A 24,953-nucleotide genomic window follows, 5' to 3' on the forward strand; every position below is an offset into this window, starting at 1 on the left:
TTGGTCCTGCTATTCGCTGATCAGATCCCGCACCACGATGGTCTGGTCGCGGTCCGGGCCAACACCGATGGCGGAGAACCGGGTGCCGGAGAGCTTTTCGAGCGCCAGCACGTAGTTGCGGGCGTTCTCCGGCAGGTCTTCCAGAGTCCTGGCGCCGGTGATGTCCTCGGTCCAGCCCTCGAAGTACTCGAAGATCGGCTTGGCGTGGTGGAACTCGGTCTGGGTCATCGGCATTTCGTCGTGCCGGATGCCGTCCACGTCGTAGGCGACGCAGACCGGGATCTGTTCGATGCCGGTGAGGACGTCCAGCTTGGTCACGAAGTAGTCCGTGAAGCCGTTGACCCGGGCGGCGTGGCGGGCCAGCACGGCGTCGTACCAGCCGCAGCGCCGCGGCCGGCCGGTGTTCACGCCGAACTCCCCGCCCTTTTTCTGCAGGTACTCGCCCATGTCGTCGAACAGCTCGGTGGGGAACGGCCCGGCGCCCACGCGGGTGGTGTACGCCTTGATGATGCCCACGGCACGGTTGATCCGGGTGGGCCCGATGCCCGAGCCCACGGACGCGCCGCCGGCGGTCGGGTTGGAGGAGGTCACGAACGGGTAGGTGCCGTGGTCCACGTCCAGGAAGGTGGCCTGGCCGCCCTCCATCAGCACGACCTTGCCCTCGTCCAACGCCTTGTTCAGCACGTAGGTGGAGTCGATGACCATCGGGCGCAGCCGCTCGGCAAAGGAGAGGAAGTACTCCACGACCTCTTCCACGTGCACGTCCCGGCGGTTGTACACCTTTACCAGCAGTTCGTTCTTCTGCCGCAGCGAGCCTTCGACCTTCTGCCGCAGGATCGATTCGTCGAACACGTCCTGCACGCGGATGCCCAGCCGGGCCACCTTGTCCATGTAGGCGGGGCCGATGCCGCGGCCGGTGGTGCCGATGGCGCGCTTGCCCAGGAAGCGTTCGGTCACCTTGTCCATGGTCTGGTGGAACGGGGCCACCAGGTGGGCGTTGGCGGAGACGCGCAGCCGCGAGGTGTCCGCGCCGCGGGCCTCGAGCCCGTCGATCTCCTCGAAGAGGGCTTCCAGGTTGACCACGCAGCCGTTGCCGATGATCGGAGTGGCGTTGGGGGACAGGATGCCGGCCGGCAACAGCTTCAGCTCGTACTTCTCCCCGCCGACGACGACGGTGTGCCCGGCGTTGTTGCCGCCGTTGGGCTTAACCACGTAATCCACGCGGCCGCCGAGCAGGTCGGTAGCCTTGCCTTTTCCTTCGTCGCCCCACTGGGCTCCGACGATCACAATTGCTGGCATGGGATCCTCCCCCATTCGATGCGGCGGAAGCCCCGGACAGACTGCACATCAAGGAGCCGCTGCCGCGCATGAGAACGCCCCTCACTCCGGATGGAGTATTTGGGGCTCTTACCCGCCAAGTTTAGCGGATGGGCCTCAGTCGACCGGAATCCGCGCGGTCGGATGCGGTTTTGGGGCCGAAACGGGTGGGTGGTGGCGGGCCCTTCGGCTCCCGGGAGCGGGACGTCGCTCGACCGGTCGCGCCTGGAACGCGGCCGCAACCCCTCCGACTCCTGGGAGCGGGATGTCGCTCGACCGGTCGCGACCGGAACGCGGCCGCAGCCCTCCAACTCCCGGGACCCCGACGTCGCTCGGCGTCGCGCCGGGGTCGGAACCGGGACGCCAGATTCGAGTGGTGAGAAGATGCAGCGAAACCGGCCGTTTGGCTGCATCTTCTCGCCACTCGATGAGGCCATGGCTCTCGTGCCCGGTGGCGACAGCGCTTCAAGGATGCGCAACGCCCCACGGCACGACGGCGGAGCGCGGCTTGCTCTGGCTTGCGCCGCCGGGGCCGGGTAGCGTGCGAGACATGGCCGCCTCTCAACCGATGGCACGGATCGGCATCTCCGGCTGGCGATACCCGCGCTGGCGCGGCACCTTCTACCCAAAGGGCTTGCCCCAGCGCCGCGAACTGGAGTATGCCTCCGGCCACCTGAAATCAGTCGAAATCAACGGCACGTTCTATTCGCTGCAGCGCCCCTCCAGCTTCCGGCAGTGGCACGCCGAGACGCCTCCGGACTTCGTGTTCGCGGTCAAGGGCGGGCGGTACATCACCCACATGAAGGGCCTGAAGGACGTCCGGGACGCACTGGCGAATTTCTACGCATCGGGAATCCTGGGCCTGGGCGAAAAGCTCGGACCGTTCCTGTGGCAGCTGCCCGAACGCGCCAACTACGACGCCGAGGTAATGGAAAAGTTCCTGGTCCAGCTGCCGCGCAGCACACACGCCGCCGCCGCCTTGGCCGCCGGGCACACCGACCTGATGAAGGACAGGACCTGGATTCCCGACGACGGCGCCGACCGGCCGCTGCGCCACGCCCTCGAGATCCGCAGCACCACGTTCATCAACGAGGAGTTTTACGACCAGCTGCGCCGGCACAACACGGCCCTGGTGCTGGCCGACAGCGCCGGAAAGTGGCCGATGCTAAACGAGATCACGGCCGACTTCGCCTACGTCCGGCTGCACGGAAAGGACGAACTCTACGTCAGCGGCTACCGGGACGCAGACCTGGACCGGCTGGCCTCGACGGTCACCGGATGGCTGGACGGGTCCGGCTGCCCCGACGGCGCGGGCCGGGATGCCTACGTGTACTTCGACAACGACGTCAAGGTCCACGCACCGTTCAACGCGATCGGGCTGGCCGAACGGCTGGGCATTCCAGCCGGCTCGTGACCCGGGGGCTGTGCCGACACGTGCCCGCCCCCGGAGAGCGGACGGTAGCCGGCACGTGACCCGGGGCTGCGCCGACACGTGCCCGCCCGCCGCTGGCCGGGTTTGCCCATGGACCGCGGCCCGCCGCCGTCAAACGCTAGAGCGCGCCGCCGGAGGCCTCGAGGTAGCAGGTGCCGCAGAGCGATTCGTACCAGACGTCCTCGCCGTCAATGGCGACCTGCTCGCCGTCGAACACAATCTCCCCGCCCACGCGGCGCGTGTTGAAGACTGCCTTGCGCCCGCAGCGGCAAATGGTCTTCAGCTCCTCGAGGGAGTGCGAGATTTCCAGGAGCCTCCGGGCCCCCGGGAAGGCCTGGGTGCGGAAGTCGGTGCGGATGCCGTAGGCCAGCACCGGCACGTTGTCCATCACCGCGATGCGGAACAGGTCGTCGATCTGTTCCGGTTCCAGGAACTGCGCCTCGTCTACCAGCAGGCAGGCCACCGGCTGCACGTCCACATGTTCCAGGAGGGCTTCGGGGTCCTCGCCGGCGGCCACCCGGCCGAAGTGTTCTCGCACGGATTCGCCCGGGCGGATCAGGAAGTCCACATCCCGGGCCATGCCCAGCCGGGAGACAATCTTGCTGTCCCCCTTGGTGTCCATCTGCGGCTTGGCCAGCAGCACGCGCTGCCCGCGCTCCTCGTAGTTGAAGGCTACTTGGAGCAGTCCGGTGGATTTGCCGGAGTTCATCGCCCCGTAGCGGAAGTAGAGCTTGGCCAACGCAGTCCTTTCAAGCGGTCCCAGCAGTCGATTCTACTGAGCCGGACGCCGGATGGACGGCAGCAGGGTCGCCGCGCGGCTCCCCCACAGCGCTCCGGGGTGGATCGCGGTGCAGCTTCATCGCAGCGCACGACCGGGACCGCGCGGCTCCCGCCATGGACACGACCGGAGTCAGCGCGGCTCCAGCGAAGGACACGACCGGAGTCAGCGCGGCTCCCGCGAAGGACACGGCCGGGATCACGGCGCAGCTTCCGCAAATCGCTTGAAGTCGGCCAGTTGGCCGGAGTCGGCCTCGGCGATCGCCCGCCGGATCTGTTCTGCCATGGCGGCTAACTCCTCGCTCACCACGACGTCGGCGGTCAGCGTCAGCCGGGTCGCCCCGGCCTCTCCGTCCAGTTCATAGCGGTAGTCGGCCCGCACGTCCCCCTGCGAGGAGGTGATGGTGATGCTGCGGCCGACGTCGAGCTCGGTCACCGTGCTGCTGCGGTCGTGGCCCTGGGAGCGGAAGCTGATGGATTGGCCGACCGCCAGCGGTCCCTCGGCGTGCATCTCGTTCACGCCGGGCATCCATGCGGGGGCCGCGGCCCAATCCGTCAACAGCGCCCAGGCCCGCGCCGGCGGCACAAAGACCTGCTCGGAGGCCGTGAATGCCGTGGTCGCACCCATACCTGCATCATGCCTGCCCGGCTGCCGCGGCGAAAGACCACGCGGCCGAGCGCTAAGAAACCCGCTCCCTTGATTGGCAACCTACGGGTTGCCTATTATGGACGGGTGGACACGGTCTTCCAAGCCATAAGTCATCCGACTAGGCGGATTCTGCTGGACGAGCTGGCCGCGCACAACGACCAGACGCTGTTCGAGCTGACCGTGCGCCTGATCAACAACCACCATCTCGCGATCACCCGTCAGGCGGTCACCAAGCACCTCGCAATCCTGCGCGAGGCCGGCTTGGTGACCGCCAGCAATCGTGGACGCACTACCGTCCACCATCTGAATACTGCTCCGCTCACCCCTGCGAGGGAATGGCTAGCCAACCTCCCGCCGTCTTCGAAGGAATCACCATGATCATCACCACCACCAGCGTCTTTGTTGACGACCAGCAGAAAGCCCTGGAGTTCTACACCGAGAAGCTCGGGTTCCAGCTCAAAAACGATGTGCCCGTAGGCGACGACCGATGGCTGACCGTTGTCTCACCCTCTGCCCCGGACGGCGTGGAACTGCTCCTGGAACCGTCCGGCCATCCGGCGGTGAAGCCGTTCAAGGAAGCCCTGGTCGCCGACGGTATCCCCTTCAACAGCTTCGGGGTGGACGACGTGCACGCCGAGTACGAGCGCCTGTTAGCGCTGGGGGTGCAGTTCGTTCAGGAGCCCGCCGACATGGGACCGGTCGTCACGGCCGTGTTTGACGACACCTGCGGCAACCTCATTCAAATCGCCAGCATGAAGGAGGCGTAGCCGGGGGCCTCGCTCCGTCATGCGCGGCGGGGTCGCGCCCTGTCGATGGCGCTCGTTTAGTCCAGGACGCGGCGCCGGACCGACGCTGACAACTCCTCGGCACGTCGCACCACGTCGTCCGCCTTCCGCGTGTGGTCTTGCAGCGACTCCTGGATGGATTCCTCCCGGATGGACGTCAGATTGGCCTCGACCGTAATCCGCGCCGTCGCCGCGGCGGCCCGCGCCGCTTCGGCGGCCACGGCAATGTCGCTCAGCACGTTTGGATTGCACACGCCCACCAGCTCTGTGCCCAAACGCACGACGGCGGAGGCCAGGTCCAGTTGGGCCCTCGCCGGGAGTGTCGCCTCCACGAGCGACTCCCGGATGGCCGCGCTGCGACGGCTGCGCTCGTCGTCTGTTGTGTTGGGGAGCTTGTAGCAGTCAACGACCCTGCGGAATTTCTCCTCGTCGGACACCGCCGCGTGCACCGCCGCCCGGGTCAGGTCGCCGGCCTCGGCCAGTATGGCCTCCAGGTCCGGATCCGCGCTGGAGCCGGCGGAGGCGCCGCCGTCGTTGCGGGCTGAACCTGTGGAGCGGCCGCTGCGGTCCGTGCCTGAGGAGGCACCGCCGTCGTTGTGCGCCGAGCCCGCGGAGCCGCCGTCGTCGCGCGCCGCACTTGCGGAGGCGCCGCCGTCGTTGTTCTTCGCCGCGCTCCGCTCGGTAAACCGCGTCACCATGCCGATCAGCGCCGCCGCCTGCGCCGCGTGGATCGCTCCGACCGCTCCGGCGCCGGGCGTCGGCTGGTTGGAACCGAGCCGGCCCAGGTACTCGTCGATGGTCTCCGATCCGCTCATGCTCCGGCTCCTTCCGTGGATCCTGCGGCCGTGCCGCCGCTGCCTGCTCCCATGTCTGCATCATGCCCAACAACGGGTCGGCAGGAAAGTGCCCGACGGGCTGGAGGAGGCAGGACAGCCACCACCCGGGCACTGAAAACGGGAGCTGCCGTGCGGCGAGCTCCCGTTTCCACCCGAGGGATTTATTGCAGATCAGGCGCCTTCGATGGCCGCCCGGGCGTTCGGGTCGGAGTCGGTCAGGAACTTGCCGATCCGGTCCACTTCTTCCGCCTCGCCGATCGCTCCGGCGGCGCGGCCCAGGGCGTAGAGCGCGCGCAAGAAACCGCGGTTGGGCTCATGCTCCCAGGGGATGGGGCCGGCTCCGCGCCAGCCCGCCCGCCGCAGGGCGTCCAGGCCGCGGTGGTAGCCCACGCGGGCGTAGGCGTACGAGTCGATGGTCCGGCCCTCGGAGTACGCCTCGTCGGCGAGGATCGCCCAGACCAGCGAGGAGGTGGGGAACTTCGCGGCCAGGTCCAAGGCTTCGTCGCCGGCCTCCAGCCGGGCCAGGACGTCGGTCTCCTCCGGCAGGTAGGTCGGCTCGGGGCCCAGCAGGTTGGTGCGGAAGGGCTCGGTCATTACTTCACCGACTTTCCGGCCGAGCCCAGGCGCTCGGCGGCCTCGACGACCCGGGCGGCCATCGACTTCTCGGCGGCGGCACCCCAGACACGCGGATCGTAGGCCTTCTTGTTGCCGACCTCGCCGTCAACCTTCAGCACGCCGTCGTAATTGCTGAACATATGGCCGGCGACCGGACGGGTGAAGGCGTACTGGGTATCGGTGTCGACGTTCATCTTGATGACGCCGTACGCAACGGCGTCGGCGATCTCCTGCTCGGAGGAGCCGGAGCCGCCGTGGAAGACCAGGTCAAACGGGTTGGTCTTGCCGATCTTGGCACCGACCTCGGCCTGGATCTGCTTGAGCAGTTCGGGGCGCAGCTTCACGCCGCCCGGCTTGTACACGCCGTGCACGTTGCCGAAGGTCAGGGCGGTGATGTAGCGGCCCTTCTCCCCCGCGCCGAGTGCCTCGATGGTCTTCAGGCCATCGTCAACCGTGGTGTAGAGCTTTTCGTTGATCTCGTTTTCGACGCCGTCTTCCTCGCCGCCGACGGTGCCGATTTCCACTTCCAGGATGATCTTGGCCGCGGCGGTGCGGGCCAGCAGGTCCTCGGCGATGCGCAGGTTCTCCTCCAGCGTCTCGGCCGACCCGTCCCACATGTGCGACTGGAAGATGGGGTCCTCGCCGCGCTTCACTGCGGCCTCGGACTCGGCCAGCAGCGGCAGCACGAAGCCGTCCAGCTTGTCCTTCGGGCAGTGGTCGGTGTGCAGCGCAACGTTGACCGGGTACTTCTTGGCCACCTCGCGGGCGAAGGCGGCGAAGCCCAGCGAGCCGGCAACCATGTCCTTGACCCCGGCACCGGACCAGTAGGCGGCGCCGCCGGTGGACACCTGGATGATGCCGTCGGACCCGGCGTCCGCGAAGCCCTGCAGGGCAGCGTTGAGGGTCTGCGAGGAGGTCACGTTGATCGCAGGGTAGGCGAAGCCGCCCGCCTTGGCGCGGTCGATCATGTCGGCGTAGATCTCAGGGGTTGCAACGGGCATGCTGACTCCTTGGCTAGCGATACGGATTCGAAGGCGTTGCCTCTGAGCCCATCCTATCGACTCGTGTCCGGGCAGCAGTTGCCGCGACGACTGTGAAGCCGGGTTACCCCCGGCGGCCGGCGGAGCCGCGGCTCTGTCGCTCGCTTCCACCTGACCCCGCCCTCCGACCGTGGCAAGCTGGAATCATGACTGAAACCCCGCCGCCATTCCACGGTCCGCGCGATCCCGGCGACGCTTGGGTGGAGGGGCCGGACGGTACCCGGATGTGGGGCCGGTTCGGCTCGGCCGGGCTGCTGGCGGTGGACCGCGAGCGCGGCATCCTGCTCCAGCACCGCGCAAAGTGGAGCCATTTCGGCGGCACCTGGGGAATCCCGGGAGGGGCGAGGCATCAGGACGAACCGGCCGTCGATGCCGCCCTGCGCGAGGCCAACGAGGAAGCCGACGTCCCGCTCGACGCGCTGGCCCCTCTGTTCACTACCGTCCTGGACCTGGGCTTCTGGTCCTACACAACCGCCGCCGCCAAGACTGTTCGCCCGTTTGAACCGGAAATCACCGACGCCGAGAGCCTGGCCCTGGCCTGGGTCCCCCTGGATGAGGTGGACCAGTTGCCGCTGCATCCGCACTTCGGCGACGCCTGGCCGCGGCTCCGCACGCTGCTGGAGCACCCGCCGGTGCTTGTGGTCGACGCGGCGAACGTGGTCGGTTCCCGGCCGGACGGCTGGTGGAAGGACCGCCCCGGCGCCGCGCGCCGGCTGCTGGCCTCGCTGCACGCCAGCCTGGCGGCGGGGCTTCCCGCGAGTCTGCTGGAAGTTCCCGCCGGCACCGTGTGGCCGCGCACCGTCGTGGTCCTGGAAGGCGCGGCGAAGGAGGCCGCCCCCGCCGGTCTGGCAGGCCCGGCAGGCGCGGGGGTCCCGGACGGGCAGGCACGCCAGGTGGATAAGGCAAACCCGGATGGGCACGACGGCGGGGCGAACCGGGCACGGGCCGGCGTCGGCACGAACTCCGCGAGCTCCCCGGCGACGGCGCAGGACGGCGAAACAGCCGCCCAGGCCTCGGCCGCGCGTCGCCGAGGGGTGGAGCTGGAAGTGGTGCATGCTGCGGGGTCGGGCGACGACGAGATTGTGGCCCAGGTGGAGAAGGCCTTCGGCACGGACCCGGAGGCGCCGGTGACCGTGGTCAGCTCCGACCGCGGGCTGCGCGAGCGGGTTGAAGCCCTCGGCGCCCGAACGGTCGGCGCCGGAGCGTTGCTGGAGCTGCTCGGCTAACTGCTGGCTCCAGCGCCCGCGCCATTCCTGAAACCGACGGTCGATGCCGACCGACCGTCGACCGGGCCCATCGACATACTGGGCGCCTTTCCGTAATGGGCGCCTTTCCGGGGCACTGCCGGCGCACTAACTTTCCACGTTTCGACGGGGCCTGAAGCATCGCCGCAGGTCAGGGGCCTGTGGACAAACCAAACGTGGGAAGTTACAGCTAAAGCTGGGAAGTTAGGCGCGGCGGGACAATGGCGCACCGCACGGCCGGTCCTTGCCGCTAGACCGGCTGGCCGAAAACGTGGCGCCGGATCCACGCGTGCATCGCGATGGCCGCGGCGGCGGAAGCGTTGATCGACCGGGTCGAGCCGAACTGCGCGATGGACAGCGTGGCATCGGCTGCGGCGTGCACCTCCGGCGTCAGCCCGGGCCCCTCCTGCCCGAACACCAGCACGGCGTTCTCCGGCAGGTCGTAGGTCTCCAGCGGCACCGAGTCGGGGAAGTTGTCGATCCCGATGATCCGCAGGCCCTCGCCCTGCGCCCACGCCACGAAATCCTCCACCGTGGGATGGTGCCGGACGTGCTGGTAGCGGTCGGTGACCATCGCCCCGCGCCGGTTCCACCGCCGTCGTCCGATAATGTGCACTTCCTTGGCCAGGAAGGCGTTGGCGCACCGCACCACCGAGCCGATGTTGAGGTCATGCTGCCAGTTCTCGATGGCCACGTGGAAGTTGTGCCGGCGGGTGTCCAGGTCCGCGACGATCGCCTCGTGCTTCCAGTAGCGGTACTGGTCGGTCACGTTGCGTCGGTCGCCGTCGGCCAGCAGCTGCGGGTCCCAATGGTCGCCATCGGGCAACGGCCCCTCCCACGGTCCGACGCCGATGGCCGGCTCCGGTCCGTCCGCCTCGGGGCCGTTCGGGGCAGCTTCCCGCACGTCGGCCTCGGAGCCGTTCGGGGCAGCTTCCGGGGGGCGGGTTTCGGAGCCACTCGAGGACGTCTCCGGCCCTGCGGTCTCGGAGCCGTTCGGGGTCGCCACCTGGGTATCCGGCCGTTCGCCAACCCCATCGGTCAACCTCGGTCCGGCCCCGGTTTCACCTTCTTCTTCCACCCCACAAGCCTAGGGGACAGACCGCAGCCTCAGGCACCGTGGCCTGGAGTGGCGGCGCACCGCAGTGCGGAAGGGGCCGCCGCGGGAGCCCGCCGACGGAGCTGCAGCGGGTTGTGCACGATTAACCAGGATGATAAGCATACTGATAACCACCCTCAAGAAAAGGAGTTTCAATGGCTGAATTGACCACCCCCGAGGAACTTTTCGCTTTCAAGCTGGGCGTCGCGCTGCGATCGGAACATGACGTGCTCAAGATGCTCGAAGAGAACCAGAAGGTTGCACGGAGCCAAGAGCTGAAGGACATGCTCAGCCACCATCAGGACGAGACGCGTGAACAGATTACGTATATCGAAAAATGCTTCAAGGTCCTGGGCTTGGAGGCCAAGGAGCAGCGCTCCCCGGTGAGCAAGGGTTTGGCCGAGGAAGCACAGGCCGCCTTGGACAAGGTGGATCCCAGCCTGGTGGACATGGTCATCGTGGCCGGGGCTCTGGACACGGAACATCATGAGGTCGCCTGCTACACCACGCTGATCACCTCGGCGGAGGCCCAGGGCCAGACCGAAGTCGTGGAGCTGCTTCAGCAGATCCTGGGCCAGGAAGAAAGCACTCGGGACAAGCTGATCGAGTTCGGCCGGAAGCTCGCCCAGGAAGCCGCCGCCAAGTAGGGCGACGGCAAGCGCGATGGCCGCCGGCGCACGCCCAGTAGCGCGGCGGAGCGCGGCCGACCTGCGCGATGGTCTGGCCGGCGCACGGGGCAAACAGCGAAAGGGAGCGGAGCTGCGTGGGCGGCCCCGCTCCCTTTCGCGTGCCTGCCGCTCCGCTGTGCGTTCTGCCGCTCCCTTTCGCGTGCCTGCCGCTTCGCTGCGCGTGTCTGCCGCTCCCTTTCGATGCCGGCGGCCCCACTCCGACTCGCGCGCCTGGCTGCTCCGCTTCCCGTGGCGAGCAGCGGAAGTAACCTGCCGCCGGTCCCCCTACTAGTAGTAGGTTTTGCGCCCGCCGACCACCGGCAGCGGGAAGAATTCGTCCGCCACCTGCTGGACGATCGGCACGTAGATCGCTGAATTCCACTGCGGGCTGGCGTGGGCCGGCCGGGCGCCTTCGGTGACCAGGTTGTTGGTGAGGAAGTTCGCCTCATAGTTCACGAGCCAGCTGCGCCGGGCCGTTGCGTAGTTGACCGTCTGGTCCCCGGGGTTGCCCATCCAGGCGATGCGGGTGTCGCCGATGCTGTGGCGGAAGCGATACGCGTCGAAGTGATAGATGTACGAGGACTGGGACTGGATCAGCGTGCTGGACACGGCCAGCGGCGACAGCTGCTCCATGGTCTGCTCGACGATCTGCCGCCAGGTGCGCTCGTCCTTGTGCACAATGCGCTCGCCCAGCTCGTATCCGCCCCGCAAGTAGCTGGGCACCCGGTAGCCGGCCTCGTAGAGGAAGACCACGCCTTCGAACATGGTTTTGTCCAGCACGTCGAAGCGGCTGTACGGGGACGAATCCATCAGGATCAGTTCCACCGGGAAGCCCTTGGCGCGCAGCCGCGCGGTCATTTCCACGGCCACCATGCCGCCGAAGCTGTGTCCGTAGAAGTAGAGCCGCTGCAGGTCGTTGTCCTGGATGTGCTTCTGCAGCACCTCGGTCAATTCGGCCAGGTCCAGGCCGCGGTTCGAATAACCCGCCACCGCCAGCCGGCCGCGGTCCACCAGGCCGTCGCGCAACGAGTTCAAAATCCACAGCCCCTCTTCCCAGCTGGTCTTGTACCCGGGGAAGAGCACCCAGCTGCTGCGGGGGAAGCGCCGGTCCGCGCGTTCGTCGTCCAGCGTGAGGATCTGCGCTTCGTTGCGCATCTCCTGGATGGCCCGGGTGGCCGCCAGGTCGGCGGCGGTGCCCAGCCCGAAGGCGGCACCGATCAGGAACGAGCGGCGCGAAACCCGGTGCAGGTTGCTGGCCAGGCGCAGTTGGCGGAAGGCGTGGTTCCTGCGGAGATCCATCATTCGAGCTGGCCGGCCACCGGCGGCTAGTCCAGCTCCAGTTCGTCCTTGCCGAAAGCGAACAAATAGGGCACGCCGGCTTCGGCCTCGATGCGTTCCTTCGCTCCGGTGTCGCGGTCCACAATGACTGCCACGGCCTGAACCTGCCCGCCGGCCTGGCGCACGCCTTCGACCGCGGTCAGCGCGGATCCGCCGGTCGTGGAGGTATCCTCCAGCACGACGACGGGGCGATCCTTCACCTCCGGACCCTCCACCTGGCGGCCCATGCCGTAGGACTTCTGCGCCTTGCGCACCACAAACGCGTCGACGGCTCGTCCGTCGTCTCCGGCCGCGTGCATCAGCGCCGTCCCCACCGGATCGGCCCCCATGGTCAGGCCGCCTGCTGCCTGGAATTCGATGCCGGCCTCGTCGAGCATGGCCAGCATGACCCTGCCGACCAGCCGGGACGCCTCATGGTGCAGGGTGACCCGGCGCAGGTCGATGTAGTAGTCGGCTTCGGCGCCGCTGGAGAGGGTGACCCTGCCGCGCACCACGGCCAATTCCTTAATCAGTTCGAGCAGGCGGGCGCGGTCGGCCGCTGGATCGGCCACGGGAGTCTGGGTCATGGCTCTTAGTCTATGGGGTTGCCCCCGCCGCACCGGGAAACCATGACAGGCCTCGCGGTCCCACCGGAGCCCTCAAACCGGGCGCCGCGGGACGCCGGCAACCCCCAGACCCGACACCGTCAGGCGCCGCGGGACGCCGCCGACCCCTAAGCCCGACACCGCCGGGCGCCGCCGGACGCCGCCGACCCCTAAGCCCGACACCGCCGGGCGCCGCCGGACGCCGCCGGACCGCCCTGTGCCAGTCAGAGCCCGCGGACCAGCAGGTTCGGGTGCAGCTGCTCCCAGCCCTCGGCCAGGTCCTTGCCCGCGTCGTAGTGATCCTGGACCAGCTTGGCCCACACCCCGGACGTGCCGAGTTCGACCGGCTCGCGCCCAGTACCGCCGCAACCGCTGGATGCCCCGGAGGCTCCCACCTCCACGATGATCACGCACACGCCGTGGTCGGCCGGGTTGTCCGGGACTGCGGCATAGAAGGCGAAGTCGCTCGTTTCCGCCAAGGACCGGACGCTGCCTGGTGCCACGCGCAGGACCTCGGCTCCGCCCACCAGCTTGTCGTCCGGGCCGGCCGGTGCCTCCAGCGCGCCGATCCCGGACGTCGCCCCGGCGCAACCGGCGAGCGCCAGGAGGACGACGGCGCCGGCCGCCAGCGTGGCCAATCTGCGCATGACGCCCTGCCTCTCCCGAACTACGTTTGTCCCACGCTAGCCTCGGAAGCATACCGACGGGACGCCCGCTCCGTTACGAAGCTATAACTTCGCAGTCAGGCCGACGCGGCCGCTTCGATCGCTTCGGGCGAGAGCACGTGCCCGATCGCCAGCGCCACCGCTCCCAGCACGCCGGCGCGCTGCCCTGCTACGGACGGGGCGATCCGCAGATGCTCGGTCGCCAGCGGCAGCGAGCGCCGGTAGACCACTTCCCGGATCCCGGCCAACAGGTGCTCGCCCGCCTGCGCCAGCCGTCCGCCGATCACGATGACTGACGGGTTGATCAGGTTCACGCAGGTGGCCAGCACGTCGCCGATGTCCCGGCCGGCCTGGCGCACCGCCTGGATCGCCTGCGGGTCGCCGGAGCGGACCAGTTCGATCACGTCCTGGCTGCTTTCGGCCTTCTTTCCCCCGGCCGACAGCACGGCCGCCAGGGCGGGCCCGCCGGCAAGCGCCTCCAGGCAGCCGGTGTTCCCGCACCGGCACACCACGTCGTCGCCCCTGGGCACCCGCACATGCCCCAAGTCCCCGGCGGTACCCTGGGCGCCGCGCTGCAGCTGCCCCGAGGAAATGATGCCGGCCCCGATCCCCGTGGCCACCTTGATCAGCATCAGGTCGGCGGTGTCGGGCCAGGCCATCGCCTGCTCGCCCAGCGCCATGATGTTGACGTCGTTGTCCACCAGCACCGGCACGTCGAAATGCTGCTGCACCAGCGCCGGGACGTCCACCCGGTCCCAGCCGGGCATGATCGGCGGATTGATCGGCCGCCCCGTGTCATGTTCGACCGGTCCGGGCAGCCCGATGCCGAACGCGCCCAGATCCGCCGCGCCCCGCCCCGCGTCCTTCAGCAGCCGCGCCACGGCGTCGGTCAGCCAACCGAGCACGATGTCCGGGCCGCTGGCGATGCTCAGCTCGGCGCGCTCCTCGGCCAGCACGTCGCCGGAGAGGTCGGCCACCACGACCCGGGCGTGCGTGGCGCCGAGGTCGGCGCCGATCACCAGCCGTGCGGCCGGGTTGAGCGCAAACAACGACGGCGGCCTTCCGCCGGTCGAGGTCGCTCCCCCAATGGGAGCAATCAGCCCCAGCCGCATCAACGAATCCACCCGGGCGGTCACCGTGGACCGCGCCAAGCCGGTCAACTGCGCCAGCTCCGCCCGGGTGCGCGGCTGGCCGTCGCGCAGCAGTTGGAATACCTCGCTTGCTCCGGCAGCCGGCTGGGCGGCCAGGCGCTGCGGCGGGGCGACATCGGACTTCAACACGCTTTCAGTACAGCACGCACCACTTCTGTTTGTCTCTACCGAAACTAACAATTCATGGTCAAACAACTTTTGCCTGACCCTCGACAAAACTATGTGACGCGTGCCACAGTGGGTGGGTGGAGCAGACGAGCAACACCGTGGCCGACAGCGGCGCCGGACGGGGGAAACCCGTTCTCGAGGTCCGCGGCCTGACCAAGAGCTTCTTCGGCAATCCCGTGCTGCAGGACGCGTCACTGACGCTGCACGCCGGCGAGGTCCACGGCGTCGTCGGGGAGAACGGCGCAGGAAAGTCCACGCTGATGAAGATCCTGGCGGGCGTGTACCAGCGGGACTCGGGAACTGTGCTCCTGGACGGCGAAAGCGTCCAGTTCAGCCATCCCACCCAGGCACACGAAGCCGGGCTGTCCACCGTCTTTCAGGAATTCAACCTGCTGCCGGACCGCACGGTGGCGGAGAACATCTACCTGGGCCGCGAGCCCCGCAAGGGCCTGCTGGTCAACCGGGCCAAGATGAACGCCGCCACCGCGGAACTGCTGGAGTCGCTGGGCATCGGCTCCATCCGGCCCACGGCGCTGGTCCGATCGCTCTCCGTGGCCGAGCAGCAGATCGTCGAGATCGCCAAAGCCGTCAGCTACGAGGCCCGGATCATCTCCATGGACGAGCCGACCGCCGCGTTGTCCGGGCCGGAAGTGTCCCTGTTGTACGGGATCGTGGGGAGACTGGCCGAACGCGGCACCGGCATCCTCTACGTCTCGCACCGGCTGCGCGAGGTCTTCGACCTCTGCCAAACCATCACCGTGCTCAAAGACGGGCGGGTCGTGGGTACCAAACCGGCCGCCGAACTCGATGATGCCTCGCTGGTCCGGATGATGGTCGGCCGCCCCATCTCCGCGTACTTCCCGGACAAGCTCCCGCCCGCGCCCGCGGCACAGAGCACCGACCGCAATGCCCCGCTGCTCGAACTCGCCGACGCCGGCAACGACCAGCTGGACGGCATCAGCCTGCGCCTGATGCCCGGCGAGATCGTCGGCGTCGCCGGCCTGCAGGGGTCCGGCCGCACCGAACTGTTGCAGGCGATCTTCGGCGCCGCGCCGTTCAACCGCGGCAGCATGCAGCTGGCGGGCCGTCCGGTCCGTCCGCATTCTCCCCGCCAGGCGGTGCGGCACGGCATCGCGCTGATCACCGAGGACCGCAAGGCGCAGGGCCTGAGCCTGAACCAGTCCCTGCTGGACAATGCGCTGGGCGTGGTCCGCGCCGTGTTCCCCAAGCGCACCGCGACCGTACGCCGCGCCGTCGCCGGCTCCTTCAGCGCGCTGGAAGTCGTCGCCCGGGACCTGGACCAGGAGGTGCAGTACCTCTCCGGCGGCAACCAGCAAAAGATCGTGCTGGCCAAGTGGCTGGCGGTGTCCCCGGGCGTGGTGCTGCTGGACGAACCGACCCGGGGCATCGACGTCGGGGCCAAGGTCGCGGTGTACCGGCTGATGCGCCAGCTGGCGGCCGAGGGGAAGGGCGTCCTGATGGTTTCCAGCGAACTGCCCGAGGTGATCGGGATGTCCGACCGGATCCTGGTGATGCGCGACGGGCAGATCGCCGGCGAACTGCCGGCCGGCGCCACCGAGGAGGAAATCCTGCGGCTGGCCACCGGCGCGCGCGTACCGGGGACGGCCTCCAATGGCATGCCGCCGGCTCCGGACGACGACGGCGGCGATCACCTCGCGGTGGCGGGGCACGTTGCGGACGCGGGGCACGACGACGGCGCCCGCCTAGGGGACGCAGGCCACGGCGGCGGGTCACATGTGGCGGAGGACCGCGGCACCACGGGAGGGACACCATGACGACCACGCAAACCCCGGTCCCCACCCGGCGGGCACGGGTCGGCGGCGGATTCTTCGCGCGGCTGACCTCCACCCAGATCGTGTACCTGGTGGCCCTGCTGACCCTGATCGCCGGCAGCATCCTGGTGGCCACCGCCGGCCGGAACTTCTTCAGCCCGGGCAACATCTCCGCCATCCTGACCGGTACGAGCGTGCTGGGCTTCATCGCCATCGGCCAGACGCTGGTGATCCTGGTCGGCAGCTTGGACCTCTCGGTGCCCTACGTGACCAGTCTGGCCAGCCTGATAGCGGCCGGGGTGATGGCCAACCGGAGCGAAAACGTGCCGGCCGCCGTGCTGCTGGCACTGGGTGTCTCCGCCGTCATCGGTCTGGTCAACGGACTGATTGTTGCCGGCCTCAAGGTGCACGGGTTCATCGCCACGCTCGGCATGGGCCTGGTGATCAGCGGCTACCTGGGCACCAACTACAAGGGCAGTTTCGGCCAGACCCCGTTCTCCTTCCGGCTGATCGGCGCCACCGGGATAGGGCCGGTGCCGATCTCCACCCTCATCATGCTCGCCTGCGCCGCCCTCGTGCTGCTGATGCTGCACCGCACCCGCATGGGGCATCACATCTATGCCGTCGGCGGCGACAGCAACGTGGCCCGGATGTCCGGCATCCGCGTCCCGGGCGCCGTGATTACCGCCCACGTCATCTGCTCCACCCTCTCCGGCATGGCCGGGCTGCTGCTGGCCAGCCGGCTGGGCGTCGGCAGCCCCACCGTGGGCTCGCAGGGCGGCTACGACCTGCTCTCGATCGCCGCCGTCGTCCTGGGCGGGACGCTGCTGGCCGGCGGCAAGGGATCCGTCACCGGCACCCTGGGCGGCGTCCTGATCTTCGCGATGCTGGACAACATTATGTCCGTGCTCCAGGTCAACCCGTTCCTGAAGGACGTGGTCCGCGGCGTGGTGATCGTGGTCGCCGTCGCCGTCTATGCCCGCCGCACCATCGTCGCCCGGCCGCCGCGCTACGGGCACGGCGCCCAACAGCAGGAGGTGCAGGCATGAGCACAGTTCTGGATTCGGAGGCCGGCGGCAGGGTGCTGCAGCAGAACCGGGCCGGACGCGGCCAGCGCTTCCTGCGCAGCCTGCGGACTCCCGGCGGCGGCATCTTCGTGCTCCTGGCCGCGCTGCTGGTGGCCATCATCGTCCTGAACCCGTCGTTCGGCGAGCCCGGGTCCTTCATTCGCTTCATAGGCCGGACCGCCCCGATTGCGATCGCCGCCATCGGGCAGTACTTCGTGATCGTTTCCGGCGAGTTCGACCTGTCCATGGGATCGGTAGTGACCATGCAGGTGATCGTGGCCGGCAACCTGATCGGCCAGGACGACGCCAAGGTCATCCCCGTGCTGGCGCTGATGTTCGTCCTCGGGGCGGTCATCGGGCTGATCAACGGGCTGATCACCACCCTGCTCAAGGTCCCCAGCTTCATTGTCACCCTGGGCATGATGCTGGCGCTGCTGGGCCTGGTGCTCAACTGGACCGGCGGCGCCGCCCAGGGCAACCCGGCGGACAGTTTCCGGCAAATAGGCCGCGGCGGCATCGACAACGTGCCGGTGCTGGACGTCATCCCCTACCCGGTCATCATCCTAGCTGCCGTCGCCGTGCTCGCCGTCTGGATGATGCGCCGGCCCTACGGGCGCACGCTGGTCGCCGTCGGCGACAACGACGTGGCCGCAGCCCTGACCGGCGCCCGGGTCTGGTGGGTGCGCACGCGGGCCTTCATGCTGTCGTCGCTGGCCGCCACCGTCTCGGGGATCCTGCTGGTCGGGTATGCCGGGGTCCATCCGTCGGTGGGCCAAGGCTACGAGTTCACGGCGATCACCGCCGTCGTACTGGGTGGGGTGGTGCTCGGCGGCGGCCGTGGCTGGGTGCTCTCTGCGGCGGCGGGAGCGTTCGCCCTGGAGTTGCTGTTCACGCTGCTGAATTTCCTGGGCGTGGCATCCACCTGGCGGGACACCGTGCAGGGCGCCATCATCATCGTCGCTGTTGCTGCCGCCGCGCAGTCGTGGCAGCGCAAGCGGCGCGGGGGCTCTGCGGCCGCGCAGTCCGAACAACACATCATCGCGGCACCAGAGCCCGCTGAGGGCACCGACAAGGGAGGGAACTGACATGACGAGGAAACGTCTAAGTACCGCGGTCGCGCTCACAGCGGCCGCGTCGTTAATGGCCGTGACCGGCTGTACCACCGATCCGTCGATCACCGAGGAGACCGGCGGCCCCGGCGGCGCGGCCAGCCCGTCACCGGCGGAAACTGCGGAGGCCTCCACGGAATGGTTCGACCAGGCCGTCTACGACGAGCAGTTCGAACAGCGGACCGCCGAATTCGAGGGCGACCCGGAGCAGCCGTGGCTTCAGTACATCGACGGCAAGATGACCGACACCAAGAAGTTCGCCTCCGAGGGCGCCAAGAAGGTCTGCTTCGCCAACGCGTCGATCTCCAACCCGTGGCGGCAGACTGGCTGGATCACCATGAACCAGCAGTTGAAGGTGCTGCAGGACGAGGGGGTCATCTCCGAAATGGAGACCCGCGACGCGCAGGACGACTCGAACACGCAAATTGCCGACATCGACTACTTCATCAGCGAAGGCGAATGCGACGCGTTCGTCATCTCGCCGAACGCCACTGCGGCGCTGACGCCTGCGGTGGAGCGGGCGTGCGACACGGGCAAGCCCGTGGTGGTGTTCGACCGCGGCGTGGAGACCGACTGCGCCACCACGTTCATCCACCCGATCGGCGGTTTCGCCTGGGGCATCGACACCGCCAACTTCCTCTCCGAACGGCTGCAGGAAGGCGACAAGGTGGTGGCGCTGCGCATCCTGCCCGGCGTGGATGTGCTGGAACAGCGCTGGGCGGCGGCCGAGAAGATCTTCAAGGAGAACGGCATCGAAGCCACCGACTACTTCACCGGCGCCGACCCGACCGAGATCAAGAAGATCATCTCCGACGAGCTCGCCACCGGCGATGTCCAGGGTGTCTGGATGGACGCCGGCGACGGCGCGGTCGCGGCGATCGAAGCGTTCGAGGACGCCGGCAAGGACCTGCCGGTCATGACCGGCGAAGATGAGCTGAGCTTCCTGCGCAAATGGAAGGACACCGGCATCGACGCGCTGGCTCCGGTCTACTCCAACTTCCAGTGGCGCACGCCGCTGCTGGCCGTGCAGAAGATCTTCGCCGGCGAGGAAATCCCGGCCGAGTGGGTGCTGCCGCAGGTTCCGATCCCTGCCGACGAGCTGGACGACTGGCTGAAACGCAACGACGGCATGCCGGACGGCCACTACGCGAAGTTCGGCGGGGAAGACCTGCCCGGCTATCCCGAGGTCTGGCAGGAACGCCAGATTCCGTAGAACGTGCGGGCCGGCCGGGCCCGGGGAGGGTGCCCGGCCGGCCCGCCAACTCCGGCGGGGACAGGTGACCGCCGGCCCCCCGGCGGTCAGCCGGGCGGGACCGCGGCGCGGCGTCCGGCGGTCACCGGACGAGCGAGCTGCCACCAGCAGCGCGGACCGGACGATGTCCCCACCAGCAGCGGCAGACAAAGGAGAAGGATCAATGGACCGGCCGATCGGCGTCAACACCTGGGTGTGGCAGTCGCCGCTGCGCGACGCCCAGCTGCCCGGGCTGCTGGAGAAGATCGCCGGCATGGGCTTTGACGGCGTCGAACTGCCGCTGGAGAACGTCGGCGACTTTACCGCCGGCGCCGCCCGGGACGCCCTCGCGGCCACGCACCTGTTGCCCTACATCGTGGGCGCCATGGCACCCGGCCGCGAATTGGTCCTGGCCGACGCCGGGTCGGTGCAGGCAACCCAGGACTATCTGGCGGCCTGCATCGACCTGGCACACGACGTCGGCGCGCCGGCGGTGTGCGGTCCGTTCTACGCCAGCACGGGGCGGGTGTGGCGGATCGACGCCGAAGACCGAGCCACTGCGTACCGCCAGCTCCGGGAGAACCTGGCGCCGCTGGCCGCCCAAGCCGAGGCGGCCGGCGTCGTACTGGGAATCGAGCCGCTCAACCGGTACGAGACCTCGCTGGTCAACACCGTGGAACAGGCGCTCGACGCGCTGGGACCGCTGCTCGGCCACGGGGTGGGGTTGGCGCTGGACAGCTACCACCTGAACATCGAAGAACGCTCCAGCGCCGCCGCCATCCGTGCGGCCGGCGAACACCTGGTCCACCTGCAGGTGTGCGGCAACGACCGCGGTGCGCCGGGCGGCGACCAGACCGACTGGCCGGCGCTGGTCAAGGCGTTGGACGACGTGGGCTACGCCGGCCCGTTGAACATCGAGAGTTTCACCGCGGAGAACGCGGCCATCGCGACGGCCGCATCGATCTGGCGGCCGCTGGCACCAAGCCAGGATCAACTGGCAGAGGACGGGCTGGCATTCCTGCGCAGCCTCTAACCCGTTCCCGCGTCGAGGCGCAGCCCGGGCCCGGAGGGCAGCCCATCCCGCCGCACCACCGACCGACGAGCACGAAGGAGAAGACGATGACCGCCAATCCGGAGTCGCCGCCGCTGGGGGTGGCGGTGCTGGGGCATGCCTTCATGGGCAAGGCCCACTCCAATGCCTGGCGCAACGTGTCCGCCTTCTATCCCGGCGGGCCCGCGGTGGCCCGGCGGGTGCTGGTCGGCCGGAATGCCGACGGCGTGGCCACGGACGCGGCCCGGTACGGCTGGGCGGAGGGCTCCACGGACTGGCGGGCCGTGCTCGAGCGCGACGATGTGCAGATCGTGGACATCTGCACCCCCGGCCACCTGCATGCCGACCTGGCCGTCGCCGCGCTTCAGGCGGGCAAGCACGTGATGGTGGAGAAGCCGCTGGCCAACTCGGTGGCCGAAGCCGAGCGCATGGCTGCCGCGGCCCGCGCCGCCGGGGCGGCCGGCGTCCAGTCGATGGTCGGCTTCAACTACCGGCGGGTGCCGGCGCTGGCCCTGGCGCGCCAATTGATCGCCGAGGGCAGGATCGGCGCCGTGCGGCAGGTGCGGGTCGCCTACCTTCAGGACTGGCTGGCCGACGACACCGCCCCCATGACCTGGCGGCTCCGCCGCGAAACCGCCGGCTCCGGGGCGCTCGGCGACCTGGCTTCGCACGCGGTGGACCAGATCCACTTCCTGCTCGGTGCGCGGGTCACGTCGGTCTCCGCCACGCTCAACACGTTCGTCGAAACCCGGCAGGGCCCGGGCGGCCCCGAACCGGTGACGGTCGACGACGCCGCGTGGGCCACCCTGCGGCTCGATTCCGGCGCGGTGGCCAGCCTGGAGGTCAGCCGGATGGCCGCGGGCCGCAAGAACGCGCTGCGGATCGAGGTCTACGGGTCCGCCGGGCACCTGGGCTTCGACCTGGAGCGGCTCAACGAGCTCTCCTATTTCGACGCCGGGGCCCCGCCGGGGCTCGCGGGCGCGGCGAGGATTTTGGTCACCGAGGAGACGCACCCGTACCTGCAGGCCTGGTGGCCGCCGGGCCACGTGCTCGGCTGGGACCACACGTTCACCAGCCAGGCCGCCGATTTCCTGGCCGCGGTGGCAACCGGCCGGGCACCGAGCCCAAGCTTCGAGGACGGCCTGGCCGTGCAGAAGGTGCTGGACGCGATGGTGCGCAGCGCCGGGCAGGCGGGCACCGCCGTCGTCCTTGCCGAAACCGACACCCGCGCCGACTATGCAGGAGCAACCGATGGCCCGTAATTTCACGCTGTTCACCGGCCAGTGGGCGGACCTGCCCCTGGAGAAGGTGGCCGAACTGGCCGCGGGCTGGGGCTACGACGGCCTGGAGATCGCGGTGTCCGGCGGCCACCTCGATGCGTGGCGCTGGGACGACGACGACTACATCGCCGACCGGCTCGGCATCCTGGAGCGCAACGGCCTGCGGGTATGGGCGATCTCCAACCACCTGAAGGGCCAGGCGGTGTGCGACGACCCGATCGACTTCCGGCATCAGGCGATCGTCGGCGAACGCGTGTGGGGCGACGGCGAGCCGGAGGGCGTGCGGGCGCGGGCGGCCGAGGAGATGAAGCACACGGCGCGGCTGGCGCAGCGGCTCGGCGTGAAGACGGTGGTGGGATTCACCGGGTCTTCGATCTGGCAGTACGTGGCGATGTTTCCGCCGGTGCCCGCGGACGTGATCGAGGGCGGCTACCGGGACTTCGCCGACCGGTGGAACCCGATCCTGGACGTGTTCGACGAGTGCGGGGTCCGGTTCGCGCACGAGATCCACCCCTCCGAGATCGCCTACGACTACTGGTCGACCGTGCGGGCACTGGAGGCCTTGGGGCACCGCGAGGCGTTCGGCATCAACTGGGATCCCAGCCACATGATGTGGCAGGACATCGACCCGGTCTCGTTGATCTGGGACTTCAAGGACCGGATTTACCACGTGGACTGCAAGGACACGAAGCTGCGGATCACCGGTCGCAACACGCGGCTGGGATCGCATTTGCCGTGGGGCGACCCGCGGCGCGGCTGGGACTTCGTCTCCACCGGGCGCGGCGACGTGCCCTGGGAGGCCAGCTTCCGGGCGCTGGCGGCGATCGGCTACGACGGGCCGATCTCGGTGGAGTGGGAAGACGCCGGAATGGACCGGCTGCAGGGGGCGCCGGAAGCCCTGCGGTTCCTCAAGGGGTTCGACTTCGATCCGCCGCAGGCCTCCTTCGACGCCGCGTTCAAGCAGTAGGGGCGGTGGGGCACCGGTGGCCGACCCGTTCGCTCCCAGGTACGCTCCCACGTATGGGCCTAACTTCCCACGTTTCGGGAGGTCTTAAGCCCCTGACCTGCGGCGATGCCGGAGATCCATCCAAGACGTGGGAGCGAAAGTGCTTCCTGCCTGCTGCCAGTCCTGCCCCCCGAACCTGTCCTGCCTGCCCGAAACACGCCGGCTGTCCAAGTTCTGCAGGAATTGTCCACGTTCCGTAAACCGATACGGCCCTGACCTGCGGCGATGCCGAACGGCCGCCCAAAACAAGGACAACCGGGGCCTCTGGCCTGCGCCGTGCGGACCTGCCCGCCGAACTCCTGCAGCTGGCCAGGACCTTTAGTAGGCTGTGGCCATGCGCGAACTCCAGGCCACGATCATTGACGAAATGGGCGTCCAGCCCTCCATCGACCCGTCGCAAGAAGTCGCACGGCGCGTCGGATTCCTCAAGGAGTACCTCAAGACCACCGGCAGCAAAGGTTTTGTGCTGGGCATCAGCGGCGGCGTCGACTCCAGCCTTGCCGGCAAGCTGGCCCAGCTGGCGGTCGACGAACTCGAGGCAGAAGGCGTCGAAGCCACCTTCGTGGCCGTGCGCCTCCCGTACGGCGTCCAGCACGATGAAGCCGACGCGCAGGCAGCCATGGATTTCATCCGGCCGAAAACGTCGTGGACGTTCAACATCAAGTCGGCCGTGGACGGCTTCGAGTCCGAATTCACGACGACGACCGGCGAAGAGATCACCGACTTCAACAAGGGCAACATCAAGGCCCGGGCCCGGATGATGGCCCAGTACGCGCTGGCCGGCCAGCACAACTACCTGGTGCTGGGCACGGACCACGGCGCCGAGTCGGTGACCGGCTTCTTCACCAAATTCGGCGACGGCGCCGCCGACGTGCTGCCCCTGTTCGGACTCAACAAGCGGCAAAACCGGCAATTGTTGGTGCACCTTGGTGCCAGCGACCAGGTGGCACACAAGGTGCCGACGGCAGACCTGTTGGACACCACGCCCGGCCGCACCGACGAGGACGAACTGGGGATCAGCTACGACCACATCGACGACTACCTTGAGGGCCGCGCCATCCCCGACGAGGTCGCCGAAAAGATCGAGCAGCGCTACTTGATGACCCGGCACAAGCGGACCACCCCGGTGTCCATCCTCGACAAGTGGTGGCAGGGCTAGGCGGAACCGTCACTCGGCCAGGCGAGGCGCGGCCGGCCGGCCTGCCGCTGACCGCCATCTGGCCATCTGGCCAGGCGGGTGAAGCACAGCCCGCCTGAGGATCTGCCACCCGCTCGGGCGGCTGAAGCGTCAGCCGACCAGGCTCTTCGCCCGCATCACTGCCTTGCGGAACTCATCCTGGTTTTTCCGGCTGATCATCGCCCTGCCACCGGGGCTGGGCGCCTTGATGACGGTCGGGCGGGTGAACGCACCCATGTGTTTCGCCCATTGAGTTTTGGTGAACGTCCCGCACAGCACGACGGCTTGGAGCCGAGGCAGCAGCCCCAGGACGGACTTCAGCGCCTTGGCGCCGGCTATCGTCTGGACCGGAGTCGGCTCGGCGCCGTTAAGGAAAAACGGCACCGTATTCCAGAGGAGAACCCCCTCGTGCAGCTCCGCTTCCTGGCGTTCGTTCCAGCACCGCTCGGCCGCCTGGTCGGGGTTGTCTACCGACACGAATCCCGGCCCCTCAGCGGTGAACGTCTGGCTTCCCGGGCTGTCGAGCAGAAAGAGCACCCGCGCCTCAACGCCCGCATCCGCCGGGTCAAAATGCGGGACGGGTTCGGTGCGGGTCCGCGCGTAGGCGTCCCGCCATTCCTCAAGCTTCTGTATGGCCGGCTCGGATGACAGCATGGCTTGCCGCCGCTGCCGTTCGAGTGGATCTGCTAAAGACTGCGGCTTATCAGCAAACATTTAACCAACATACCCCTCAAGCCATGGGGCCGTGAGGGATCCGACGGCCATCCCAGCCGCCCAGCCGCGAGCTCCGCCGCCCCGGGCGGTAATCCCAGCCACCCAGCAGCGAGCCCAGCCACCCCGAGCGGCGGGCCCAGCCGCCCGAGCGGCGAGCACA

The 24,953-nt window shown here is 68.7% G+C and carries 25 protein-coding genes; 13 read left to right on the forward strand and 12 right to left on the reverse strand.

From position 1 onward, the window contains the following. Positions 1-9: 9 nt before the first annotated feature. Positions 10-1,299, reverse strand: a complete 1,290-nt coding sequence (locus tag AC5RW2_RS20250) for an adenylosuccinate synthase (RefSeq protein ID WP_493977214.1) — start codon at positions 1,297-1,299, stop codon at positions 10-12. A gap of 568 nt (positions 1,300-1,867) precedes the next feature. On the opposite strand from AC5RW2_RS20250, the gene AC5RW2_RS20255 reads away from it, so the two are divergent. Next, complete coding sequence (locus AC5RW2_RS20255; protein WP_494074386.1) at positions 1,868-2,731, forward strand: DUF72 domain-containing protein; 864 nt, start codon at positions 1,868-1,870, stop codon at positions 2,729-2,731. Between the two features lie 136 nt (positions 2,732-2,867). Here the strand turns inward: AC5RW2_RS20255 and AC5RW2_RS20260 are convergent, their stop codons facing one another. After that, positions 2,868-3,488 (reverse strand): thymidine kinase, encoded by a 621-nt coding sequence (locus AC5RW2_RS20260; RefSeq protein WP_494074387.1) that lies wholly within the window; start codon positions 3,486-3,488, stop codon positions 2,868-2,870. Positions 3,489-3,725: 237 nt separating this feature from the next. Continuing rightward, positions 3,726-4,154: an SRPBCC family protein gene (locus AC5RW2_RS20265; RefSeq protein WP_494074388.1), complete on the reverse strand. Its 429-nt coding sequence runs from the start codon at positions 4,152-4,154 to the stop codon at positions 3,726-3,728. Positions 4,155-4,259: 105 nt separating this feature from the next. Here AC5RW2_RS20265 and AC5RW2_RS20270 point away from each other — a divergent pair, with 105 nt between their 5' ends. Beyond that, positions 4,260-4,553 (forward strand): ArsR/SmtB family transcription factor, encoded by a 294-nt coding sequence (locus tag AC5RW2_RS20270; protein WP_494024846.1) that lies wholly within the window; start codon positions 4,260-4,262, stop codon positions 4,551-4,553. Further along, positions 4,550-4,942, forward strand: a complete 393-nt coding sequence (locus AC5RW2_RS20275) for a VOC family protein (RefSeq protein WP_494024847.1) — start codon at positions 4,550-4,552, stop codon at positions 4,940-4,942. The genes AC5RW2_RS20270 and AC5RW2_RS20275 overlap by 4 nt, the downstream gene beginning before the upstream one ends. Positions 4,943-4,998: 56 nt before the next feature. On the opposite strand, the gene AC5RW2_RS20280 is transcribed toward AC5RW2_RS20275, so the two are convergent. The 3 genes from AC5RW2_RS20280 to fbaA all read right to left on the reverse strand — a co-directional run bounded on the left by AC5RW2_RS20280 (position 4,999) and on the right by fbaA (position 7,412). Then, on the reverse strand, positions 4,999-5,775 hold the full coding sequence (locus AC5RW2_RS20280) for a cyclodeaminase/cyclohydrolase family protein (RefSeq protein WP_494074389.1): 777 nt from the start codon (positions 5,773-5,775) through the stop codon (positions 4,999-5,001). A gap of 192 nt (positions 5,776-5,967) precedes the next feature. Continuing rightward, positions 5,968-6,390 (reverse strand): DUF3151 domain-containing protein, encoded by a 423-nt coding sequence (locus AC5RW2_RS20285; protein ID WP_494024849.1) that lies wholly within the window; start codon positions 6,388-6,390, stop codon positions 5,968-5,970. After that, positions 6,390-7,412, reverse strand: coding sequence for a class II fructose-bisphosphate aldolase (gene fbaA, locus AC5RW2_RS20290; RefSeq protein WP_493977221.1), 1,023 nt, complete (start codon positions 7,410-7,412; stop codon positions 6,390-6,392). Before fbaA ends, AC5RW2_RS20285 begins: the two co-directional genes overlap by 1 nt. A 185-nt stretch (positions 7,413-7,597) precedes the next feature. Here fbaA and AC5RW2_RS20295 point away from each other — a divergent pair, with 185 nt between their 5' ends. Next, positions 7,598-8,677 carry an NUDIX domain-containing protein gene (locus AC5RW2_RS20295; RefSeq protein WP_494074390.1) on the forward strand — a complete coding sequence of 360 codons (1,080 nt, stop codon included), beginning with the start codon at positions 7,598-7,600 and terminating at the stop codon, positions 8,675-8,677. Between the two features lie 268 nt (positions 8,678-8,945). Here AC5RW2_RS20295 and AC5RW2_RS20300 read toward each other — a convergent pair whose 3' ends face one another. After that, the gene (locus tag AC5RW2_RS20300; RefSeq protein WP_494074474.1) at positions 8,946-9,599 is read right to left on the reverse strand and encodes a TrmH family RNA methyltransferase; all 654 of its coding nucleotides are present in this window, start codon (positions 9,597-9,599) and stop codon (positions 8,946-8,948) included. A gap of 347 nt (positions 9,600-9,946) precedes the next feature. Between AC5RW2_RS20300 and AC5RW2_RS20305 the strand changes: the two genes are divergently transcribed. Then, positions 9,947-10,438, forward strand: a complete 492-nt coding sequence (locus AC5RW2_RS20305; protein WP_493977223.1) for a YciE/YciF ferroxidase family protein — start codon at positions 9,947-9,949, stop codon at positions 10,436-10,438. 309 nt (positions 10,439-10,747) lie between these two features. Here the strand turns inward: AC5RW2_RS20305 and AC5RW2_RS20310 are convergent, their stop codons facing one another. The 4 genes from AC5RW2_RS20310 to AC5RW2_RS20325 all read right to left on the reverse strand — a co-directional run bounded on the left by AC5RW2_RS20310 (position 10,748) and on the right by AC5RW2_RS20325 (position 14,326). Beyond that, positions 10,748-11,758: a thioesterase domain-containing protein gene (locus AC5RW2_RS20310; RefSeq protein WP_494002014.1), complete on the reverse strand. Its 1,011-nt coding sequence runs from the start codon at positions 11,756-11,758 to the stop codon at positions 10,748-10,750. A gap of 26 nt (positions 11,759-11,784) precedes the next feature. After that, the gene (pyrE, locus tag AC5RW2_RS20315) at positions 11,785-12,363 is read right to left on the reverse strand and encodes an orotate phosphoribosyltransferase (protein ID WP_494049103.1); all 579 of its coding nucleotides are present in this window, start codon (positions 12,361-12,363) and stop codon (positions 11,785-11,787) included. A gap of 242 nt (positions 12,364-12,605) precedes the next feature. Continuing rightward, the gene (locus AC5RW2_RS20320) at positions 12,606-13,028 is read right to left on the reverse strand and encodes a hypothetical protein (RefSeq protein ID WP_494074391.1); all 423 of its coding nucleotides are present in this window, start codon (positions 13,026-13,028) and stop codon (positions 12,606-12,608) included. 95 nt (positions 13,029-13,123) lie between these two features. Continuing rightward, positions 13,124-14,326 carry an ROK family transcriptional regulator gene (locus tag AC5RW2_RS20325; protein WP_494074392.1) on the reverse strand — a complete coding sequence of 401 codons (1,203 nt, stop codon included), beginning with the start codon at positions 14,324-14,326 and terminating at the stop codon, positions 13,124-13,126. Between the two features lie 116 nt (positions 14,327-14,442). Between AC5RW2_RS20325 and AC5RW2_RS20330 the strand changes: the two genes are divergently transcribed. The 8 genes from AC5RW2_RS20330 to nadE all read left to right on the forward strand — a co-directional run bounded on the left by AC5RW2_RS20330 (position 14,443) and on the right by nadE (position 24,061). Further along, positions 14,443-16,161 carry a sugar ABC transporter ATP-binding protein gene (locus tag AC5RW2_RS20330; RefSeq protein ID WP_494074393.1) on the forward strand — a complete coding sequence of 573 codons (1,719 nt, stop codon included), beginning with the start codon at positions 14,443-14,445 and terminating at the stop codon, positions 16,159-16,161. Beyond that, entirely contained in the window at positions 16,158-17,207 is a 1,050-nt protein-coding gene (locus AC5RW2_RS20335) for an ABC transporter permease (RefSeq protein WP_494074394.1), read from the forward strand. The genes AC5RW2_RS20330 and AC5RW2_RS20335 overlap by 4 nt, the downstream gene beginning before the upstream one ends. Next, entirely contained in the window at positions 17,204-18,310 is a 1,107-nt protein-coding gene (locus tag AC5RW2_RS20340; protein ID WP_494074395.1) for an ABC transporter permease, read from the forward strand. The genes AC5RW2_RS20335 and AC5RW2_RS20340 overlap by 4 nt, the downstream gene beginning before the upstream one ends. A gap of 1 nt (position 18,311) precedes the next feature. Further along, a complete protein-coding gene (locus AC5RW2_RS20345) occupies positions 18,312-19,547 on the forward strand; it encodes a substrate-binding domain-containing protein (protein WP_494074396.1) in 1,236 nt (411 codons plus the stop codon). A 202-nt stretch (positions 19,548-19,749) separates the two neighbouring features. Next, the gene (locus AC5RW2_RS20350) at positions 19,750-20,598 is read left to right on the forward strand and encodes a sugar phosphate isomerase/epimerase family protein (protein WP_494074397.1); all 849 of its coding nucleotides are present in this window, start codon (positions 19,750-19,752) and stop codon (positions 20,596-20,598) included. A gap of 86 nt (positions 20,599-20,684) precedes the next feature. Further along, on the forward strand, positions 20,685-21,878 hold the full coding sequence (locus tag AC5RW2_RS20355; protein ID WP_494074398.1) for a Gfo/Idh/MocA family protein: 1,194 nt from the start codon (positions 20,685-20,687) through the stop codon (positions 21,876-21,878). Beyond that, entirely contained in the window at positions 21,868-22,863 is a 996-nt protein-coding gene (locus AC5RW2_RS20360; RefSeq protein WP_494023881.1) for a sugar phosphate isomerase/epimerase family protein, read from the forward strand. The genes AC5RW2_RS20355 and AC5RW2_RS20360 overlap by 11 nt, the downstream gene beginning before the upstream one ends. Positions 22,864-23,236: 373 nt before the next feature. Then, on the forward strand, positions 23,237-24,061 hold the full coding sequence (gene nadE, locus AC5RW2_RS20365; protein WP_494013323.1) for an NAD(+) synthase: 825 nt from the start codon (positions 23,237-23,239) through the stop codon (positions 24,059-24,061). A gap of 129 nt (positions 24,062-24,190) precedes the next feature. Here nadE and AC5RW2_RS20370 read toward each other — a convergent pair whose 3' ends face one another. Next, a complete protein-coding gene (locus AC5RW2_RS20370) occupies positions 24,191-24,793 on the reverse strand; it encodes a uracil-DNA glycosylase family protein (protein ID WP_494074399.1) in 603 nt (200 codons plus the stop codon). Positions 24,794-24,953: the final 160 nt, after the last annotated feature.

The organism is Arthrobacter sp. B0316-1-20 (genome assembly GCF_059091865.1).

Excerpts from the sequence above, each read along its gene's own strand:
- AC5RW2_RS20250 (WP_493977214.1), bottom strand. The coding sequence starts at position 1,299 with ATGCCAGCAATTGTGATCGTCGGAGCCCAGTGGGGCGACGAAGGAAAA.
- AC5RW2_RS20255 (WP_494074386.1), top strand. The coding sequence starts at position 1,868 with ATGGCCGCCTCTCAACCGATGGCACGGATCGGCATCTCCGGCTGGCGA.
- AC5RW2_RS20265 (WP_494074388.1), bottom strand. The coding sequence starts at position 4,154 with ATGGGTGCGACCACGGCATTCACGGCCTCCGAGCAGGTCTTTGTGCCG.
- AC5RW2_RS20275 (WP_494024847.1), top strand. The coding sequence starts at position 4,550 with ATGATCATCACCACCACCAGCGTCTTTGTTGACGACCAGCAGAAAGCC.
- AC5RW2_RS20280 (WP_494074389.1), bottom strand. The coding sequence starts at position 5,775 with ATGAGCGGATCGGAGACCATCGACGAGTACCTGGGCCGGCTCGGTTCC.
- AC5RW2_RS20285 (WP_494024849.1), bottom strand. The coding sequence starts at position 6,390 with ATGACCGAGCCCTTCCGCACCAACCTGCTGGGCCCCGAGCCGACCTAC.
- fbaA (WP_493977221.1), bottom strand. The coding sequence starts at position 7,412 with ATGCCCGTTGCAACCCCTGAGATCTACGCCGACATGATCGACCGCGCC.
- AC5RW2_RS20295 (WP_494074390.1), top strand. The coding sequence starts at position 7,598 with ATGACTGAAACCCCGCCGCCATTCCACGGTCCGCGCGATCCCGGCGAC.
- AC5RW2_RS20305 (WP_493977223.1), top strand. The coding sequence starts at position 9,947 with ATGGCTGAATTGACCACCCCCGAGGAACTTTTCGCTTTCAAGCTGGGC.
- AC5RW2_RS20310 (WP_494002014.1), bottom strand. The coding sequence starts at position 11,758 with ATGGATCTCCGCAGGAACCACGCCTTCCGCCAACTGCGCCTGGCCAGC.
- pyrE (WP_494049103.1), bottom strand. The coding sequence starts at position 12,363 with ATGACCCAGACTCCCGTGGCCGATCCAGCGGCCGACCGCGCCCGCCTG.
- AC5RW2_RS20320 (WP_494074391.1), bottom strand. The coding sequence starts at position 13,028 with ATGCGCAGATTGGCCACGCTGGCGGCCGGCGCCGTCGTCCTCCTGGCG.
- AC5RW2_RS20335 (WP_494074394.1), top strand. The coding sequence starts at position 16,158 with ATGACGACCACGCAAACCCCGGTCCCCACCCGGCGGGCACGGGTCGGC.
- AC5RW2_RS20340 (WP_494074395.1), top strand. The coding sequence starts at position 17,204 with ATGAGCACAGTTCTGGATTCGGAGGCCGGCGGCAGGGTGCTGCAGCAG.
- AC5RW2_RS20345 (WP_494074396.1), top strand. The coding sequence starts at position 18,312 with ATGACGAGGAAACGTCTAAGTACCGCGGTCGCGCTCACAGCGGCCGCG.
- AC5RW2_RS20350 (WP_494074397.1), top strand. The coding sequence starts at position 19,750 with ATGGACCGGCCGATCGGCGTCAACACCTGGGTGTGGCAGTCGCCGCTG.
- AC5RW2_RS20355 (WP_494074398.1), top strand. The coding sequence starts at position 20,685 with ATGACCGCCAATCCGGAGTCGCCGCCGCTGGGGGTGGCGGTGCTGGGG.
- AC5RW2_RS20360 (WP_494023881.1), top strand. The coding sequence starts at position 21,868 with ATGGCCCGTAATTTCACGCTGTTCACCGGCCAGTGGGCGGACCTGCCC.
- nadE (WP_494013323.1), top strand. The coding sequence starts at position 23,237 with ATGCGCGAACTCCAGGCCACGATCATTGACGAAATGGGCGTCCAGCCC.
- AC5RW2_RS20370 (WP_494074399.1), bottom strand. The coding sequence starts at position 24,793 with ATGTTTGCTGATAAGCCGCAGTCTTTAGCAGATCCACTCGAACGGCAG.